This window comes from Virgibacillus salexigens (assembly GCF_000723585.1).
Taxonomy (GTDB): Bacteria; Bacillota; Bacilli; order Bacillales; family Amphibacillaceae; genus Virgibacillus; species Virgibacillus salexigens.
This window is the reverse complement of sequence record NZ_CCDP010000002.1, coordinates 422,245-440,540: the sequence shown is the minus strand read 5'-3', so window position 1 is coordinate 440,540 and position 18,296 is coordinate 422,245. Positions and strand designations below refer to the sequence as shown.

General features: G+C 36.9%; 16 protein-coding genes and 1 riboswitch. Of the genes, 12 read left to right on the top strand and 4 right to left on the bottom strand.

Annotated elements, in window-relative coordinates; translation table 11 throughout:
• Positions 1–8 precede the first annotated feature (8 nt).
• Positions 9–788, top strand: coding sequence for an HAD family hydrolase (locus BN990_RS14970; RefSeq protein WP_038245708.1), 780 nt, complete (start codon positions 9–11; stop codon positions 786–788).
• Between the two features lie 108 nt (positions 789–896).
• On the opposite strand, the gene serA is transcribed toward BN990_RS14970, so the two are convergent.
• Together serA and BN990_RS14960 are read right to left on the bottom strand one after the other, a co-directional pair.
• On the bottom strand, positions 897–2,483 hold the full coding sequence (serA, locus tag BN990_RS14965; RefSeq protein WP_021292044.1) for a phosphoglycerate dehydrogenase: 1,587 nt from the start codon (positions 2,481–2,483) through the stop codon (positions 897–899).
• A 35-nt stretch (positions 2,484–2,518) separates the two neighbouring features.
• Positions 2,519–3,667, bottom strand: a complete 1,149-nt coding sequence (locus tag BN990_RS14960; protein WP_021292045.1) for a pyridoxal-phosphate-dependent aminotransferase family protein — start codon at positions 3,665–3,667, stop codon at positions 2,519–2,521.
• 303 nt (positions 3,668–3,970) lie between these two features.
• Between BN990_RS14960 and BN990_RS14955 the strand changes: the two genes are divergently transcribed.
• The 5 genes from BN990_RS14955 to rbsB all read left to right on the top strand — a co-directional run bounded on the left by BN990_RS14955 (position 3,971) and on the right by rbsB (position 10,368).
• Positions 3,971–5,416, top strand: coding sequence for a carbon starvation CstA family protein (locus BN990_RS14955; protein WP_021292046.1), 1,446 nt, complete (start codon positions 3,971–3,973; stop codon positions 5,414–5,416).
• Positions 5,417–5,757: 341 nt separating this feature from the next.
• Positions 5,758–6,732 (top strand): LacI family DNA-binding transcriptional regulator, encoded by a 975-nt coding sequence (locus tag BN990_RS14950; protein WP_021292047.1) that lies wholly within the window; start codon positions 5,758–5,760, stop codon positions 6,730–6,732.
• Between the two features lie 241 nt (positions 6,733–6,973).
• Positions 6,974–8,455 carry a sugar ABC transporter ATP-binding protein gene (locus tag BN990_RS14945; protein ID WP_081856172.1) on the top strand — a complete coding sequence of 494 codons (1,482 nt, stop codon included), beginning with the start codon at positions 6,974–6,976 and terminating at the stop codon, positions 8,453–8,455.
• Positions 8,452–9,387 carry an ABC transporter permease subunit gene (locus tag BN990_RS14940; RefSeq protein ID WP_021292049.1) on the top strand — a complete coding sequence of 312 codons (936 nt, stop codon included), beginning with the start codon at positions 8,452–8,454 and terminating at the stop codon, positions 9,385–9,387. The genes BN990_RS14945 and BN990_RS14940 overlap by 4 nt, the downstream gene beginning before the upstream one ends.
• Before the next feature lie 36 nt (positions 9,388–9,423).
• A complete protein-coding gene (gene rbsB / locus BN990_RS14935; protein WP_038245706.1) occupies positions 9,424–10,368 on the top strand; it encodes a ribose ABC transporter substrate-binding protein RbsB in 945 nt (314 codons plus the stop codon).
• 259 nt (positions 10,369–10,627) lie between these two features.
• Here rbsB and BN990_RS14930 read toward each other — a convergent pair whose 3' ends face one another.
• Positions 10,628–11,731 carry a 5-methyltetrahydropteroyltriglutamate--homocysteine S-methyltransferase gene (locus BN990_RS14930; protein ID WP_038245705.1) on the bottom strand — a complete coding sequence of 368 codons (1,104 nt, stop codon included), beginning with the start codon at positions 11,729–11,731 and terminating at the stop codon, positions 10,628–10,630.
• Positions 11,732–11,820: 89 nt separating this feature from the next.
• Positions 11,821–11,923: riboswitch (SAM riboswitch) on the bottom strand.
• Positions 11,924–12,059: 136 nt separating this feature from the next.
• On the opposite strand from BN990_RS14930, the gene BN990_RS14925 reads away from it, so the two are divergent.
• The 6 genes from BN990_RS14925 (at position 12,060) to BN990_RS14905 (ending at position 16,854) form a co-directional block, all read left to right on the top strand.
• Positions 12,060–12,977, top strand: coding sequence for an aldo/keto reductase (locus tag BN990_RS14925; protein WP_038245704.1), 918 nt, complete (start codon positions 12,060–12,062; stop codon positions 12,975–12,977).
• A 129-nt stretch (positions 12,978–13,106) separates the two neighbouring features.
• Positions 13,107–13,805 carry a CBS domain-containing protein gene (locus BN990_RS14920; protein WP_038245703.1) on the top strand — a complete coding sequence of 233 codons (699 nt, stop codon included), beginning with the start codon at positions 13,107–13,109 and terminating at the stop codon, positions 13,803–13,805.
• 29 nt (positions 13,806–13,834) lie between these two features.
• Positions 13,835–14,446: a 3'-5' exonuclease gene (locus tag BN990_RS14915; protein WP_021292054.1), complete on the top strand. Its 612-nt coding sequence runs from the start codon at positions 13,835–13,837 to the stop codon at positions 14,444–14,446.
• A 344-nt stretch (positions 14,447–14,790) separates the two neighbouring features.
• The gene (locus tag BN990_RS14910; protein ID WP_232620917.1) at positions 14,791–16,392 is read left to right on the top strand and encodes a fatty acyl-CoA synthetase; all 1,602 of its coding nucleotides are present in this window, start codon (positions 14,791–14,793) and stop codon (positions 16,390–16,392) included.
• Between the two features lie 60 nt (positions 16,393–16,452).
• Positions 16,453–16,593, top strand: coding sequence for a small, acid-soluble spore protein L (gene sspL, locus BN990_RS22035; protein ID WP_021292056.1), 141 nt, complete (start codon positions 16,453–16,455; stop codon positions 16,591–16,593).
• Positions 16,594–16,596: 3 nt separating this feature from the next.
• Positions 16,597–16,854 (top strand): sporulation protein, encoded by a 258-nt coding sequence (locus BN990_RS14905; RefSeq protein WP_272945487.1) that lies wholly within the window; start codon positions 16,597–16,599, stop codon positions 16,852–16,854.
• Positions 16,855–17,391: 537 nt separating this feature from the next.
• Here BN990_RS14905 and BN990_RS14900 read toward each other — a convergent pair.
• Positions 17,392–18,150 (bottom strand): arylamine N-acetyltransferase family protein, encoded by a 759-nt coding sequence (locus BN990_RS14900; RefSeq protein WP_021292058.1) that lies wholly within the window; start codon positions 18,148–18,150, stop codon positions 17,392–17,394.
• Positions 18,151–18,296: the final 146 nt, after the last annotated feature.

Below are 18,296 nucleotides of genomic sequence, written 5' to 3'. Positions count from 1 at the left end.
ATGTATAGATGCTAAAAGCAATTATATTTGATTTGGACGATACATTATTATGGGATAGCAGAAGTGTCTCCGAATCATTTAAAGAGACTTGTAAGTTAGCAGAAGATAAAAATCCAGTAATTGATCCTATCCAACTGGAAAATAGAGTAAGACAGGAAGCGCGAACGCTTTATGCTTCCTATCCCACTTATAAATTCACACAAATGATTGGAATCAATCCATTTGAAGGGCTGTGGGGGGAGTTTAACGATGAAGGGGAGAGCTTTAAACAATTAAATCGAATTGCTCCTCAATATCGTAAAGATGTGTGGACGAATGGTTTACAGGCAATAGGGGTTAATGATTCTCACTTGGGCTTAACCTTAGCAAATGCCTTTGTAGCATATCGTAAAAAGAATTCATTTGTATATCAAGACACCTTTTCTGTATTAGACAAACTATATAAGAAATACCGGTTAGCACTTTTGACAAATGGGTCTCCTGATTTACAACAAACAAAATTAGCGATGACGGCAGAGTTAGAACGATATTTTGAGCAAATTGTAATTTCTGGAGAATTCGGAAAAGGCAAGCCAGATCCAGGTATTTTTCAATATATGTTAAAACAGCTTGGGGTAGCTAAAGATGAAGTGTTAATGGTGGGGGACAATTTACATACAGATATTCTAGGGGCTTCACGTGCAGAAATAGCTTCCATATGGATTAATCGAAATAATCTCGATAACAACGAGATTCCGACATATGAAGTAAATCGTTTATCTGAAATTCTTTCGATTATTAAAGAATAAAGCAAGAGCGCTCTAAAAACTACTTAACAACTGGAAGATGCATCTGTTGAGGATCCTATGCCAGTTGTTAGGTAGGTATTTGACAGCTCTTGCTTTCCTATCGATATATTATAAATCAATTGCCGTGGCATCATGAATCTCTTCAAGTTGCTCCAGCGCTCGTAATTCCTTTTCTTCGATGTGTCGATCAACTGACATCACCATAATGGCTTCGCCTCCGATATCTGCTCTATCGACCTGCATCGTTGCAATATTAATCTCTTGGGTGGCTAAAAAGCTTCCCATTTTCCCAATGACCCCTGGTTGGTCCTTATGATGAATGACTAGTAAGTGTCCTTTTGGTGTAACATCAACACTGTAATGATCCATTTTTACAATACGAGGTCCTAAGCCATTCAATAGCGTGCCCGCAACACTTCGTTTTTCTGATTTCGTAATGATTTCCACTTTTAATAGATTGGTAAAACCTTGTGTGGAAGATGTTTTATTTTCATTGACAGTGATGCCTCTTTTTTCAGCGAGATAAAGTGCATTGACATCATTTACATGTTCGCCTAGATGACGGGTTAATAGCCCTTTAATTGTATTACGTGTAATTGGTCCGATTTTGGTTTGTGATAGATCACCGGAGTAATATAGATTGATCTCTTCAACAGGTTCATTTGCCAAATGAATAAGGAAGTGACCAAGTTTTTCGGCAAGATGGAAATATGGTTCAATTTGGCTAAGTATATCTTTAGGAACAGAAGGGAGATTAACTGGGTTACGTACAGCTTCTCCAGATAGAAAGCGAATGACATCTTCACTGACATCAATCGCGACACTTTCTTGTGCTTCAAACGTACTAGCACCGAGGTGAGGTGTTGCGATAACTTCGGGTAATTCCAAAAGAGGGTGATCATAAAATGGTTCTTCCTCAAATACATCTAAAGCTGCACCGGCTACCTTTTTAGATTGTATCGCATGATACAATGCGTCCTCATCGATGATCCCCCCGCGGGCACAGTTAACAATGTGTACGCCTGGCTTAACAGCATGAAACGCGTCTGCATTAAGTAAATGACGTGTCTCTTTTAAAAGTGGAGTGTGGATGGTGATAAAGTCAGCTGCGTGTAATACTTCGTCTACGGATCCATATTGAATATCCATTTTTTTGGCTTGATCTTCTGTTAAAAATGGGTCATATGCAATGATATTCATGCGTTGCCCTTTCGCACGATACGCAACCTCCGCACCTATTCTTCCAAGACCAATAATGCCAAGTGTTTTGTTTTTAAGCTCCGTACCTACGTATTTTTTCCGATCCCATTGTTTGTTCATTAAAGATAAATAAGCTTGAGGTATTTTTCTTGAGAGAGCCATGATCATGGCCATTGTATGTTCTGCTGCTGAATTCGTATTGCCATTTGGTGCATTAACAACGATTATTCCATGTTCCGTTGCGGCATCAAGATCAATGTTGTCTACCCCCACACCTGCGCGTCCAATAATTTTTAAATTGGTGGCTTTCGTAATTAATTCCCGGTTAACTTGAGTTTGACTTCTTACCAATAACGCATCATATTCTGTAATTTGGTTTGCCAATTTTTCCTGTGACCAATCTGTAGCTAGTTCAATACTAATATTCTCTGCCTGAAGCAGGGGATACATCCCTTCTTCACTTAATGGATCTGATATTAGGATTTTAAAAGCCATTTTGTCTGCCTCCTTGTGTGAAAATATATTTTCGATTAAATATCTAAATAAGCAGTTTGAGCCGCTTTAACACCGGTACCAAGTTCAATCGTTTTGTCTATCGATTGCAAGCCGACTTCTACTAGACTAATAATTTGTAACACATCAGCTGGTGAACAATATCCCATATGCCCAATTCGGAAAATATTACCTTTTAAATGCTGTTGTCCACCAGCAATCGTTAGTCCGAATTTTGAACGAAGTTCTCTTCGTAGATCTTCTGATGAAAAATCATTTGGTTTTACAGCTGTTACGGTTGGCGATGCATCCATATCAGTTGTGAGAAGCGGAATATCTAACGCATGAAAGGCATCTCTTGTCATTTTTGCCATTAAATGATGTCGTTGAAATACAGTAGATAATCCTTCCTCCTCAATTAGCTGCAGTGCTTGCTTTAGCCCTAATAATAGAGAGACTGCTGGTGTGAACGGACTTGCATCTTCCTGTAGTTTGTCTCGATATCTTCGCATATCTAAATAAAAACGGGGATGACTGTTTTTCTCAATCACTTTCCACGCTCGTTTGCTTGCTGCAACAAATGCCAAGCCTGCTGGGAGCATCATTGCTTTCTGTGATCCAGTTACAACGATATCAAGTCCCCACTTATCCATTTTTGTTTCCGTCCCCCCAATACAAGATACACCATCCACGATAAATAGAGCTTCCGATTCTTGATGAACAACCTTTGCTAATTGCTTAATTGGATTCAAAACACCAGTAGATGTTTCACAGTAAGTAGCAAATACTGCTTTTACCGTAGGGATTGATTTTAAGTATTGTGTTAATTGCTCGGGATCCGCAGCCTCTCCCCAATTCACATCATATTTGTGAACCTTTATGTGATATTCCTCACATATTTTTGTAAATCGATCTCCAAATGCGCCTGATACAATGACGATAACCTCATCTCCGGGCTGAACTGCATTCACCACAGCTGTTTCCAACGCAGCTGTCCCACTTGCTGTATATATTAATACATCTTCGTTTGTACCAAAGATCGGTTTGAGCTTATCTTTTACACCGTGAAGTAAATCTTTCATATCCTGACTACGGTGACCAATCATGGGCTGGGTCATCGCTCTTTGTATACTAGGGGGAATAGGGGTAGGCCCTGGGATTCTAAGTATTTGATGATCCGTATACATTATTTTCTCCTTTCCTTTCCTTGGGGTTTCATCTGAAATAATATTCTTCAGCATAGCAGAAGTTTGTGTATTGTCAATAAATTTAATGAATTTATAATAGTTAAATTACTGAAAAAGGTGTAAGATCTTATTCTTATTCGGGAAAGAATCTATTTGTTAATTCCATGATATGGAAATAAAATAAATTTTCATAAAATAGCTTGCATAAAACCAACATCCGATATAGAATATTCTTTAAAATTTCAAAAAACACTACGAGAGAATCTATATCTATTAGATTTTCGGATAAGGAGGGGAAAAGCGATGGTTACTTTTGTAGCATCCATCTTGCTATTACTAATCGGTTATTTTGTATACGGAAAGGTGGTGGAACGAATTTTTGGCGTCAATGATCAACAACCTACACCTGCCTATGCAAAACAGGATGGGTTTGACTACATGCCTATGAGTTGGTGGAAAGCTAGTCTTATACAGCTTTTAAATATCGCTGGAACCGGTCCGATTTTTGGTGCCATTTTGGGAGCGTTATATGGTCCCGTTGCTTTTATTTGGATTGTTATTGGTTGTATATTCGCAGGGGCTGTACATGATTATATGTCAGGGATGCTATCACTTCGTCATGGTGGCACGCAATTCCCTTCATTGGTTGGTAAATATTTAGGGAAATATGCTAGAGCTTTTATTACGTTATTATCCATTTTATTAATGATCTTGGTTGCAGCAGCTTTTACAGCAGCACCTGCCCAATTGATGACGCAAATCACGCCGCTTAATTTTGTAACATGTATTTTAGTCGTATTTGCTTATTTTCTACTAGCAACTGTTTTGCCAATAAATAAAATTATTGGTAAAATTTATCCAATATTTGGTGCGATTCTTATTTTTATGGCAGTTTCCATTGGAATAGGGATCTTCTTTTTTGATTATTCGGTACCGAATTTAACGCTTAGCAACTTGCATCCTGGCCAATTGCCTATCTGGCCACTTTTAATGGTAACAATCTCTTGTGGTGCAATCTCAGGATTCCATAGTACACAAAGTCCAATTCTTGCTCGAACCTTAAAAAAAGAAAGTGAAGGACGTAAGGTTTTTTATGGGGCTATGATCGGTGAAGGGATTATTGCATTAGTTTGGGCGGCAGCAGGAATGGCTTTTTATAACGGAACAAATGGATTACAGGCTGTATTAAATAGTGGTGGTCCTGCCGGGGTAGTAAATGAAATAAGTGTTGCTACACTTGGTTCATTCGGAGGTGTTTTAGCAATTCTTGGTGTTATGATTCTACCGATTACTACAGGGGATACAGCACTACGCTCATCTAGGATGATGCTAGCTGATTTAATTAATCAGATAGCAAAAAAGGATATAATGGGGAAAAAATCACTCATTTTACTTGTTATTCCAGTAGCACTTCCAGCTTTTTGTTTATCTTTAATTGATTATACATTTTTATGGCGTTATGTTGGCTGGTCAAACCAAGTAGTCGCTACATTTATGTTATGGACAGGCGCTATGTATTTATTAAAACATAATAAGTTCCATTGGATTTGTAGTATACCAGCATTATTTATGACAGCAGTTGTTAGCACATATATCTTCTATGCTCCGGAAGGATTCCAGTTAGACTATTCCATTTCAATGATACTTGGGACAATTATTTGGGCAATCGTATTAAGTTGGTTTATCTATACGTTAATTCAACATCATACAAAAAACAAACAAAAACTAGCAAAAACGATTGCAAGCTGATGCACGTAAAAGAGAGGGAGTCCCTCTCTTTTTTTATTACGTCCAGAAGGCGAGTTATGTTGGCGGAGGAATATAGAACCATGTAATGAAGTAATCCGAACAGATTCGAGTGAAATCGTTCGGATGATTATAGGAATAACCCCAATTTTTTGTCTTCGTTTCATATTTACTGAGTAGGAAAAGATAAATGCTGGTTGTCAGAGTAAAGATATACCAGTTTATCTTTTTGGAAGATAGGGATATTTTAAAAAATATTGACAATTTCTGCAAGGAGCTCTAAGATGTAACATGTAACGGGTTACATATAACTATCAACTTAATTCCGGAAGAGGTTAAAAAACATGGCAACAATAAAAGATGTGGCTAATTTAGCTAATGTTTCTACTGCTACTGTATCTAGAGTTTTAAATAATAATGGATACGTAAATATAGATACTAGAAAACATGTAAAAGCGGCTATTACCCAATTAAACTATCGACCGAATGATATAGCACGCAGTCTTTATAAGGGTAGCTCAAGAATAATTGCACTATTCGTTCCTGATATTATGAATCCTTTTTTTCCTGAACTTGCACGTGCAGTTGAAGACGTTACAAAAAAACATCAGTACACCTTTGTTCTTTGTAATACGGATGACAATCCTGAAAAAGCAAAAGCTTATCTAGAAGCATTACAGCAAAAATCTGTGGATGGTTTTATTATTGTATCAAGTAATTTAGAACCGAAACATCTTGGTCATATAGATGTGCCTGTAGTCGCGCTTGATCGGATTGTAAGCGATAAATTATCGTCCGTCACTATTAAAAATCGCGAAAGTGCAAGAGTAGCCACACAGTATTTAAAAGATGCGGGATGCCAACGTATAGCCCATATTTGTGGCCCTGATTTTGCAGTTAATACAATGGAGCGATTAAAAGGGTATCTCGATGTCGTGAAAGAAGAAAAATGGTTTTTATCTAGTTACGTTGTCTGTGGAGAATATAATTATGAAATGACGATTTCAATTACGAAAGAATTACTCGTGAACCATCCTGAAATTGACGGTATTTTTGCAGCGAATGATTTGATGGGCATCAGTGTTTTGAAAGCAGCTGAAAAGCTAGGAATTAAAGTACCGGGTCAGTTAGCTGTAGTAGGGTTTGATGGTATTGCGATGGCTGAAACAGCCACTCCTTCATTAACAACCATACAACAGCCAATCTATCAAATTGGGGCACAGGCAGCACATTTATTATTAGAGCATATTAATCATCCAAATAGCGAAATACAACAATTAAAATTGGATACAAAATTAGTAGTTAGAGATTCAACATAATTAAAAAAACACTAGGAATATAGTAAACAAAAGGCATAAGTCGTAGGAATCTTCATTCTTGATAAAACACGGCAATATAGAGTTTTTACATATTATTATCTGTATATTCCTCATGGTCACATTAAAAGACCAAATCGTTTTAATAACTGAAGTTATTCAACCATATGTGAATACAGTGTTTGAGTAGGCATTATAGGGACAAGGGGGGATAGAAGTGACTAAAGCAACCAAGATAATTGAGATGACAAATATTGATAAAAGATTTGCTGGGAATCACGTTTTAAATTCCGTTTGTTTTCAAGTAGTCCAAGGAGAAATACATGCATTAATGGGAGAAAATGGTGCAGGGAAATCAACACTAATCAAAGTACTAACTGGTATACACACCCGTGATCAAGGGGTGATAAAAGTTCGGGGCAAGGAGGTACATTTCTCTGATCCAAAACAAGCAGAGAAACAAGGTATTGTGGTTATTCATCAAGAATTAAATATTATTCCTTACTTAACAGTTACTGAGAATATGTTTCTAGGTAAAGAAATAACGTACAAAAAAACTGGTATTCTAAATAAAAAGGAGATGAAACTACATACCGAACGAAATTTAAAGAGACTGGGAGTATCCAATATTTCTCCAGACGATATTGCTAGTGATTTATCTGTAGGTAAGCAGCAACTGGTAGAAATAGCTCGAGCATTAGCAGCTAATGCGGATTTACTTATTATGGATGAACCGACTGCTGCTTTAACAGAAAGAGAGATTAAAAACCTATTTTATGTTATTTCCACTCTAAAGCAACAAGGTGTTAGCATTATTTATATTTCACATCGAATGGAAGAGATCTTTGAAATTTGTGATCAAATTACCGTTCTACGTGATGGTGAATTTATTAGTACTAAAGCCACCGAACAAACATCCTTTGAGGAAATAGTTAAAATGATGGTGGGTAGAGAACTTGGAGAACGTTTTCCAGTAAGGAATGGAAAGCTTGGAGAAGTAATATTTGAGGTAAATCATTTGTCTAGAAAAGGATATTTTCAAGATGTTAGTTTTGATGTAAAACAAGGAGAGATACTCGGTGTTTCTGGTTTGATGGGAGCTGGACGATCCGAAGTAATGGAAGTCTTATTTGGATTTCGTAAAAAGAATGAAGGAACTATAAAATTACATGGTAAACAGTTAGTCATTAAACATCCAAATGACGCAGTGAAGGCAGGGATAGGATTTATTACTGAAGACCGAAAAGCAAAGGGGCTAGTATTGCAGTCATCCATTCGGGAAAATATCGCATTACCAAATTTGAAAACGATATCAAAAGTAGGAATTATCCGAAAATCACAAGAAATAGCTTTCATTGATCATTTAATGAATCGACTCCAAGTTCGAATGACTGGTAAAGAACAAGAAGTAAAATCTTTAAGCGGGGGCAATCAACAAAAAGTAGTTATAGCAAAATGGTTAGGTATTAAACCCAAACTATTAATTTTAGATGAGCCGACAAGAGGAGTAGATGTTGGGGCAAAGAAAGAAATCTATCATATTATGAATGAGCTAACGGAGCTGGGTGTGGCTATCATCATGGTTTCATCCGAATTACCAGAGGTGTTAGGAATTAGTGATCGTATCATGGTTTTACATGAAGGAAGAACAATTGGCATCTTTAATCGGAACGATGTGGATCAAGAGATAATTATGACTGCAGCAACAGGAGGCGAGAGAGCATGAAAAAGCTAGGTCGCCTTCAATTAGCAACATTGGGACCACTCTTCGGGTTAATTCTTATTACTAGCGTATTAGCAATAATGAGCGATAATTTCTTTACATTAACGAATATTTTTAATTTATTACGACAAGTTTCCGTTAATGCGTTAATTGCATTTGGGATGACATTTGTCATATTAACCGCTGGAATTGACCTATCGGTAGGATCGATTCTAGCACTAGGCAGTGCATTGACAGCAGGTCTATTAACAAGTGGAATAGACCCGATCCTAGCTGTATGTATTGGCTTAATAATCGGCCTCATTTTAGGAACGGTCAATGGATTGATCATTACAAAGGGAAGAGTAGCGCCATTTATTGCAACATTAGCCACAATGACAATCTATCGAGGTATAACATTAGTCTACACAGATGGAAGACCAATCACTGGACTATCGGATAGCTTTGCCTTTGAGATGATCGGCAAGGGGTATGTTTTTGGAATTCCCTTTCCTGCCATAGTAATGGTGATTGTATTTATTGTTCTTTATTTTATTCTTCGACAAACTGTATTTGGAAGGGAAGTATATGCCGTAGGTGGTAATGAAGAGGCTGCTACGTTATCAGGAATAAAAGCAGATCGCGTTAAAATTTGGGTATATTCACTAACTGGTATGCTTTCTGTTTTAGCAGGTATTATTATTACAAGTCGATTGAATTCTGCCCAACCGACAGCCGGATCCATGTATGAGCTGGATGCCATTGCAGCGGTTGTAATTGGAGGGACAAGCCTTGCGGGAGGCCGTGGAAGAATTGTCGGTACCTTAATTGGTGCGCTAATTATAGGTGTTATAGATAATGGATTAAATTTATTGAATGTTCCATCTTTCTATCAACAAATTGTCAAAGGTGGGGTGATTCTACTAGCTGTATTATTAGATCGTAAAACATCGTAAGTAGTGATAATTTATACGTAATTAGGAGGAATGGACATGAAAAAACAATTACTTGTAAGCTTTACCTTAGGATTATTTCTCTTTCTCGTGGCATGTTCAACAGAAGCACCTGGAGAAGCATCTGATGGTTCAGATGAATCGAATAATGAAAAAGCGAGTGAAGATGTAAAAGTGGGTTTATCCATTTCCACTTTAAATAATCCATTTTTTGTAACATTGCGAGATGGTTCAGAAGCAAGTGCAAAGGAATCGGGATATGAAATAATTACTTCCGATGCACAGAATGATCCATCAACACAATTGAGTGATATCGAAGATTTATTACAGCAAGACATTGATGTTTTATTGATTAACCCAGTGGATTCGAATGCAGTGGTCTCAGCGATTGAATTGGCAAATGACGCGAATGTTCCTGTAATTACAGTTGACCGAAGTGCAGGTGGAGGAGAGGTGGTAACTCATATTGCTTCAGATAATGTTGAAGGAGGGGAAATGGCAGGAGATTTTATTGCTGAACAACTTAAAGAAACAGGAAAAATCGTTGAGTTACAGGGGATTGCTGGTGCATCGGCTACTAGAGAAAGGGGAGAGGGTTTCCATCATATTGTCGATGAATTAGAAGGCATCGAAGTAGTTGCTAGTCAATCGGCAAATTTTGATCGTACCGAAGGATTATCCGTAATGGAAAATATCTTACAAAGTGTTGGAGACTTCCATGCTGTATTTGCGCATAATGATGAGATGGCACTCGGTGCAGTGGAAGCACTGCAGGCGCAGGGCTTATTAGATAACGTAGTTGTTGTCGGGTTTGATGCTACTGATGACGCAGTAGCAGCTGTAGAAGAAGGATCGATGGATGCAACCATCGCACAGCAGCCAGGTTTAATCGGTGAAAGAGCAATTGCTGCTGTTGGAAAGATTGTCAAAGGCGAAAAAGTAGAAGGTTTCATTCCGGTTGAATTACAAATGGTAACCGAATAAAATTCCTCCGAAAAGCGGTATCAAATTTAGAATGATGCCTCCTTCCATAAACGATTTTATGAAAGGAGGCAGCCACTGATATATCGATAAGAAGCAGTAGAAACCCTTCGGCTTCTGCGGAAACAACAAGGCCCATGATGCTCCACTCGGATAAGAACTTTGCTTATCCGGGTTAGCTAAGGCCATATTCTTCGAAAAGCAAAACGATTTCAAACTTCGATAAAATTACGCTTATAGATATAATTGGTGTAAGGAATCGTTACTCCCAAATTTCTTTCGCAACGTCTACAATGAATTTTAGTTTCCTCCACTGTGCCTCCTCAGTTAAGATATTGCCGTGATGGGTAGAAGCAAATCCACATTGTGGACTTAAACATAATTGCTCTAAAGGTACATAGTTGGCTGCCTCTTTTACTCTAGTGATAATCGCTTCTTTATCTTCAAGTTCTCCTGTCTTCGAAGTTACAACACCTAATACGACTTGTGGCCCTCCAGTAGGAATATGCTTTAAAGGCGTAAAGTCACCGGAACGTTCATCATCATACTCGAAGAAAAAGCCATTTACTTTCTCCTTTGCTAATAATGTTGGTGCGATTAAAGCATAGCTGCCTTCAAAAGCCCAAGTTGATTGATAATTACCTCTACATAAGTGGGTGGTAATCTTTAGGTCATCTGGTTTGTTTTCTAATGCACCATTAACAACGCGAAGAGCTAAATCAATTAATTGTTCCCTTGAATAATCGCCATCATTAAATGGGATAGAAGGTGCTGATAATCCTGCAATGTAGACATCGTCTAATTGAAGGTATCTAACGCCGGCATCATAAAATGCTTGAATTGCATCTTGATATGCTTTGATTACATCATTGGCATAATCTTCGATGTTTGGGTAGATTTCCGAATTTCGAATCCCTTTATTGAAAAGTTGATTTGGGCTCGGTATTGTCTGTTTAGGTACTGCACGATCACCAACAATTTCTTTGAACGCAATAAAATCCTGTATAAACGGATGCTCTGAATGAAACGAAATCTTACCTGTGTTACGTACATCGTATTTTTCTGTTTCGACATCTTTGAATTGGTAGCCAGATGATGGGACATATCCTTCAATGCCGTTTAAATGTTCCAAAAAGTCTAAATGCCACCAAGTTCTTCTGAATTCACCGTCTGTAACTACCTTTAAGCCAACTTCAATTTGCTTATCAACGATGTAATTAATTTCTTCAGTTTCAATCGCACGTAGTTGCTTTTTTGTTATCGTGCCTTGTTGATAATCTCTTCTTGCTTGATGCAGTCTCTCTGGTCGAAGTAGACTTCCTACATGGTCTGCCTTGAATGGAGCTTTAATAAGAGTGGTTGTCATTTTACATACCTTCTTTCTTTTTGTTTGTATAACTAAAAAGCCTCTTCTTATAGATAAGAAGAGGCTTTGATATACATTAGCTTGTCCTCTTCTTATCTTCATGCAGCATGCATCTGGAATTGGCACAGTACGTATGAAAAGTCTGTTGCCGAGGCTTCCAAGGGCCAGTCCCTCCACCTCTCTGGATAAGAAGTTATACGATTAATTTAATTATTGAAAATAAGATTACCGTATATACATTGTCTTGTCAACATTATTATTTTAAAACTTCAAATTTTCTTTATTCATGATATGCTAGAGTTATAAAATTGAAGAGGAGATGAGTGGTATGCGCAAATTAAAGTTGGGAAAGAGTGACCTATTTGTTTCTAACCTTGCATTTGGCTGTATGCGGCTAACTCAATTGTCTGTAATGGAAGCGGAAAAATTACTTCACCATGCATTGGGTCTTGGAATCGACTTCTTTGATCATGCAGATATCTATGGCGGAGGGCATTCCGAAGAAATATTTGCTAAAGCTATTCAAATGCGTCCTTCGGTACGAGAAAAAATGAAAATTCAATCAAAGTGTGGAATACGAGAGGGGTTCTTTGATTTTTCTAAAAACCATATAGTAGAATCAGTAGATGGAATACTTAAACGTCTCCAGACAGAGTACCTTGATGTATTATTACTCCACCGTCCGGATGCGTTAATGAAACCTGAAGAGGTGGCAGAGGCATTCCAAGTTCTTAAAGATAGTGGTAAAGTTAGACAATTCGGTGTGAGTAATCATAACCCATTACAAATAGAATTATTAAAGCAATACGTTGCACAAGATTTAATTGTTAATCAATTACAATTCAGTATTATGCATTCTGGAATGGTCGATGCAGGTCTGCAAGTAAACACGCAGCATGTAAATGGAATAAATCGAGATGGAAGTGTATTAGATTATTCTCGAATGAATCATATGACAATACAAGCTTGGTCACCATTTCAATATGGATTCTTTGAGGGCGTTTTTATTGATAATGAAAAATTCCCTGAATTAAATACAAAGCTTATGGAAATAGCTGAAACATACGGAGTAACAAAAACAGCAATTGCTATTGCATGGATTCTACGTCACCCTGCAGGAATTCAACCTGTTGTAGGTACGATGAATCAAGAGCGTTTGTCACTAATAGCAACAGCATCTGACCTTCAGATTACTCGAAAAGAGTGGTATGACATTTATCAAGTAGCAGGAAATAAACTGCCATAGTCAATAAACACAATGTTTCATTTTCGGGATGAAGAACCGCTTCATTCTATTTTTTTCGAAACCCATGAATCAATCTACTGAAAAAAAGGCGTTATTTCCCATCTTACTATGAAAATGAGGAGTACAACCATGTATCAAAACTCAGAGCGTTTTCTTACTGCATTCAACCGAATAGAAAAAATGCTACGTGCGTTATTAATTCATAAGAAAGATGTAGGTTTCTCTAAGGCTGTAAAAATACTTAGAAATTCTAACGCCCTCGTTCGCGAATATAGTGATGATCTTTTGGAGTTTGCAGAACTACGAAATGCTATCGTACATAATAAATTAGATATGACACATGCCATTGCAGAACCGCATGATGCAATTGTGGAGAGAATTGAAGAAATTGAAATAGAATTAAATGAGCCAAAACGGGTAACTCCTTTATTTTCTAGGCAAGTACTTTGTTATCAGAGTAACGATCCGTTAAATCAACTTTTAACAATTATTCATGAAAAACAGTTATCTAAATTTCCTATTTATCAAGGAGATACGTACAAAGGATTATTAACCCAAAAGGGGATAACGAACTGGCTAGCTAGTAAAAAGCAAGAAGAGTCATTTGCTAAGAGTAGTTGTCAACTAGAAGAGATCTTGCCATTTGAAAAACAAGATAATTCTCGTTTTATACATCATGGAATGACAATATATGAGGCCATAGAAATTTTTAAAGAACATACAAGTAAAGGAAGGCGACTAGAAGCATTGCTCATTACCAAAAATGGTAAACCTTCCAAACAATTATTGGGTATGATTACCGCGTGGGATATTTTGGAAATATCCTAATATTGAATAAAAGAAAGAAGAGGAGAAATATGAGGGTTGTCTCGATTGATTTTGAAACAGCAAATGAAAAAAGATTTAGTCCATGTGCAGTGGGGATAGTAGTTTTAGAGGATGGAAAAATTATTGATGAATTCTATCATTTAATTAATCCACTTATGCATTTTAATTCTATGAATATTCACGTGCATGGAATTAATGAAGCTGATGTCGTGGGTGAACCGACGTTTCCTGAAATTTGGCCATCGATCAAATCGTATTTAAGAAGTGGTTTAGTAATTGCGCATAATGCTAGTTTTGATATGAGTGTTATTCGGCAAACACTTGATTATTTTGGATTACCCTATCCTGAAATGAATTATCTTTGTACCGTTGGATTGTCCAAGCAATTTTGGCCCGACTTAACTAATTATAAGTTACATACACTAGCGAACTTTCTACAGATGACGTTTAATCATCATCATGCGCTTGAGGATGCCAGAGTAGCAGCAGCACTATTTCATCATGCGTTTAGGGAAAGTGAAGCCAAATCATTAGAAACATTTTTAGATAGATGCAATTTACAAACTGGTAGAATTTATGAGCGAGGATATGTTACTCCAAAGAAAAAAAAGAAAAATCAACCTAAACGAATATATATTTAAATGGATGGAGGAATAACTAAAACGAGTAGCTGCATCGGCATCATCATAATTGCAAGAAATAAGCCATGCTTTCCGCCGAAACGATAACTTTGGTAAACAAACCATACCTACTCGCATCAAGCTTCGGACGCCTTATTGTTCCTCAAAAATTATCCTTATTTCATTCCTTTTGGCAGTAAGATATTTCAAAAAAAAAACGTTAAAATCCCAACTACCATCCGAAGTAATTGGGATTTTGCTTTGTTTAAAACCAAGCTTCTTGCTTTTATTAAATATCTGAATTAAACTAAAAAAAAGAAAATTCTATCTTTTTATATAAATTTTATAATTTGAGGGGTGAGTAAATGAACACGCAGGCAAATGTACATGATGAAGTGAAAATGATTCAACGTGCAAGACGGAACACGCTTAGTGATATACTCTCACGGACAGCAGCTAGAATGCCAGATAAAAACGCAATCGCTTACAATGGGGTGACAGTTACGTACAAGGAATTAGATACACTAGTAACTCTCACAGCATATGGTTTTAAGAGAGATGGGATGGGTAAAGGAGATATGATCATTGTCATGTCGAAAAACAGCTTGGACTTTGTGATAGTCAATTTTGCTCTTGCACGTATTGGGGCAGTGATGATCCCAATTAATTATATGTTGAGTACAACGGATACAGCTTACATTATTGAACATGCGAAAGCTTCGGGATTTATCGCATCTAAAGCGTACGCGGATGTACTAGATATTTCAGCGAAGGAAAAAGCGAAAGAAATTAAATATCGGTATATAATGGAGAACAGTGAAGACCAGGTAGAAGGATGGAAGAACTTAAAGGATATACAATATGGGCACAATTCTAATGCAAAGATTGAAGTTGAAATTGCTGATGATGACCTCTGTCATGTGTTATATACAAGTGGTACAGAATCACGGCCAAAAGGGGTTATGCTCACGCATAAAAGCATCATGAACGAATACGCAAGTTGTGTTTTCAGTGGAAAAATGGAAAGCGATGACATTATGATTCATGCATTGCCACTATATCATAGCGCGCAATTACATGTATTTTTAGGTCCGAGTATATATATTGGATGCAGTAGTATCATCCTTGAAAAAGCTACTCCGGAGTTGATTCTTAAAACAATTGAAGAAACTGGTGCATCACAGCTATTTTGTCCTCCTACTGTATGGATAGCGATACTCCGTCATCCTGATTTTGAGGTGCGAGATTTATCTACACTAAGAAAATGTTATTATGGCGCAGCAATTATGCCAAGAGAAATACTAAAAGAATTGTCGAGTCGATTGCCAAACGCAAAATTCTGGAACTTATATGGTCAAACAGAGGTTGCACCACTAGCCACTGTCTTGCAACCGGAAGACCAGTTAAGAAAGATTGGTTCAGCTGGAACGCCATCCTTATATGTTGAAACAAGAATTGTGAACGACCAGGATGAGGAAGTTGCCCGTGGAGAAGTTGGTGAGATTGTGCATCGAACACCCCATGCAATGAAGGGGTATTTATATGATCCAGTTAAGACTCGTGAAGCCTTTCGGAATGGTTGGTTCCATAGTGGTGATCTAGGAAAGATGGATGAGGAAGGGTATATTACGATTATTGATCGTAAGAAAGATATGATTAATACGGGTGGAATAAATGTTTCAAGTAGAGAGGTAGAAGAAGTAATTTATCAATTGGAAGGAGTATCAGAGGTCGCTGTTATAAGTATTCCGGATCCATACTGGATTGAAGCGGTTACGGCAATTATTGTCCCCAAAAAAGATGTAACGTTATCGAAAGAAGTGGTTGAGCAATTTTGTAAGGAGCATTTGACCAGATTTAAAGTTCCTAAGTATGTGACCTTTACAGATGCATTGCCAAAGAACCCGAGTGGAAAAGTACTTAAGCGTGCACTACGTGATCAGTATGAAATATTAAATAAAAAGTAATTCTTTATCGTAGGCATACATTACAGTATTTTTGTCAGACTATAAATGGAGGTGTTTTTTATGACTAAAGAAAAAGAACCATATCAAAAACGAAATGCACAAACAAGTGTAAATCCACAAGGCTTATCAGAAGATACGGCAGATCAACAACCTAAATCACAATTAGAACAACGAGCAAAGAAAAAGAACACAAAAATTTAAGAGGTGAAGAAGATCGACCATACATTAAAATATCTTAGAGAATCCTTGTCTAACTACATGGATAATCCGTATTGTCAAACGATCGTAGGAAAAATGGAACAAGGTCATTTTGCAAGTGAAGTAGCCTTTGTTAAACAGTTGAGTGAAGAAGAATTAACGTATTTAAATGATGTATTGGAAAATGAGATAAATTATGCAAAAGAAGTACAATTCGATAATCGCGTAAAAGAATTAACAGAAGTCTACGAACAATTATTTTGAATAATCCTTCTTTGAATTTAGGATAATTTTACCATTGATTATTCATTTCATAACGTATAATATAAATATTACAAGCTACGTTGTACGTATTTAATTAAGTTTTAACCTCTAATGAATGAATAGGGAGTTTTACATCGGAATTCTAATGTCGAGCCGTCCATGAACGGAAGGCAGGACAATTTCTGCAAACACCCACTTAGCGAAGTGGTGGTTTAAAACTTTTTATTAGATAATACGGCAAATGTGGCCTGTTACTATTATACGTAAATAAAGTAGACCAGTTTCTAATGAAACTGGTCTTTTTGGTTTCCTTAGTAATTATAAATTTTACGACTGTGGTATGGCTGATGCGACCAACGAGCCTAACGAGTCTTCTCGTACTTATTCGCTGAAAACAAAGCATAAAATCGAACAGGTGCCATACTGATGATCGTTATGCAGCAAATTCTAAGGAGAATCTCGCTTTGTAGCGGTCAGTGATTAGGTTGCTCTTATTAGAACAGCGTCAAGCGCTTGGTTGGTATCCATATGAAAAGCTTATATATTTGTGATTCCAAAACGCTCTTCAGATAACTGCTTGAACGAATGCGTATCTAATTTTAGTTTATTCTTTTTCCCATTTTTTATTTCCGTGAATGTATCTTTTGTTAGTGTAATGTGCCCTTCTTCCGTTAGTTTAGATAGTAATACGCTATGATTGAATGGAGAATTAGGATGAGAAGTAATGGTTTCTCTTACTTGATTAACATCATTTTCGTCTACAGCGTTTGTAAAGAATGCATATCCTGCTTGAATGAGATCATTCTGATATTTCACTAGTTGATAATCACCTCTATCTGTATGCTTTTGAGTGATTTGAAAATCTCCTGTTGTTGCATGGATTATCTCGCCGCTAAGCGGAATTGGCTGCAATGCTAGATGCGAACCGAATCCAACATCAACAATATACTTCCGTTGGTTAATAGATAGAAGGTTGGCAATATGTGTCCCTTTGATCCCGTTTTTAGGTACAGTAATCGTGGCCGTAATCATTTGTACATCAAATCCCAATTCTTTTAGTAAATAGTAAAAAAACGGATTTAATTCATAGCAGAGTCCACCCCGCTGCTGATTTATTATTTTCTGTTGTAAATTGGTGCGGTTAATAGTCAATGCCCGTTTATTGATAACATCAATGTTTTCAAAGGGAATATGCCTGGCAAATTGGTGCATGAGTGTGGATATATTGTTGAAATCAATTCGATTTGATTGCTCATAGTGGATACGTTGAAAAAGTTTATGAGTAAATTCGTTCATTATAAATCACCTCTCTCACACTAATCATAAAACATAGCTAGGTACTATGAAACCTATTCAACCTATATATAATAAAATCTGATCATATTGGATTTGAAACGGATATTAGCATTTGTTCTCACATTCACTTAATCTATTACCAGGGA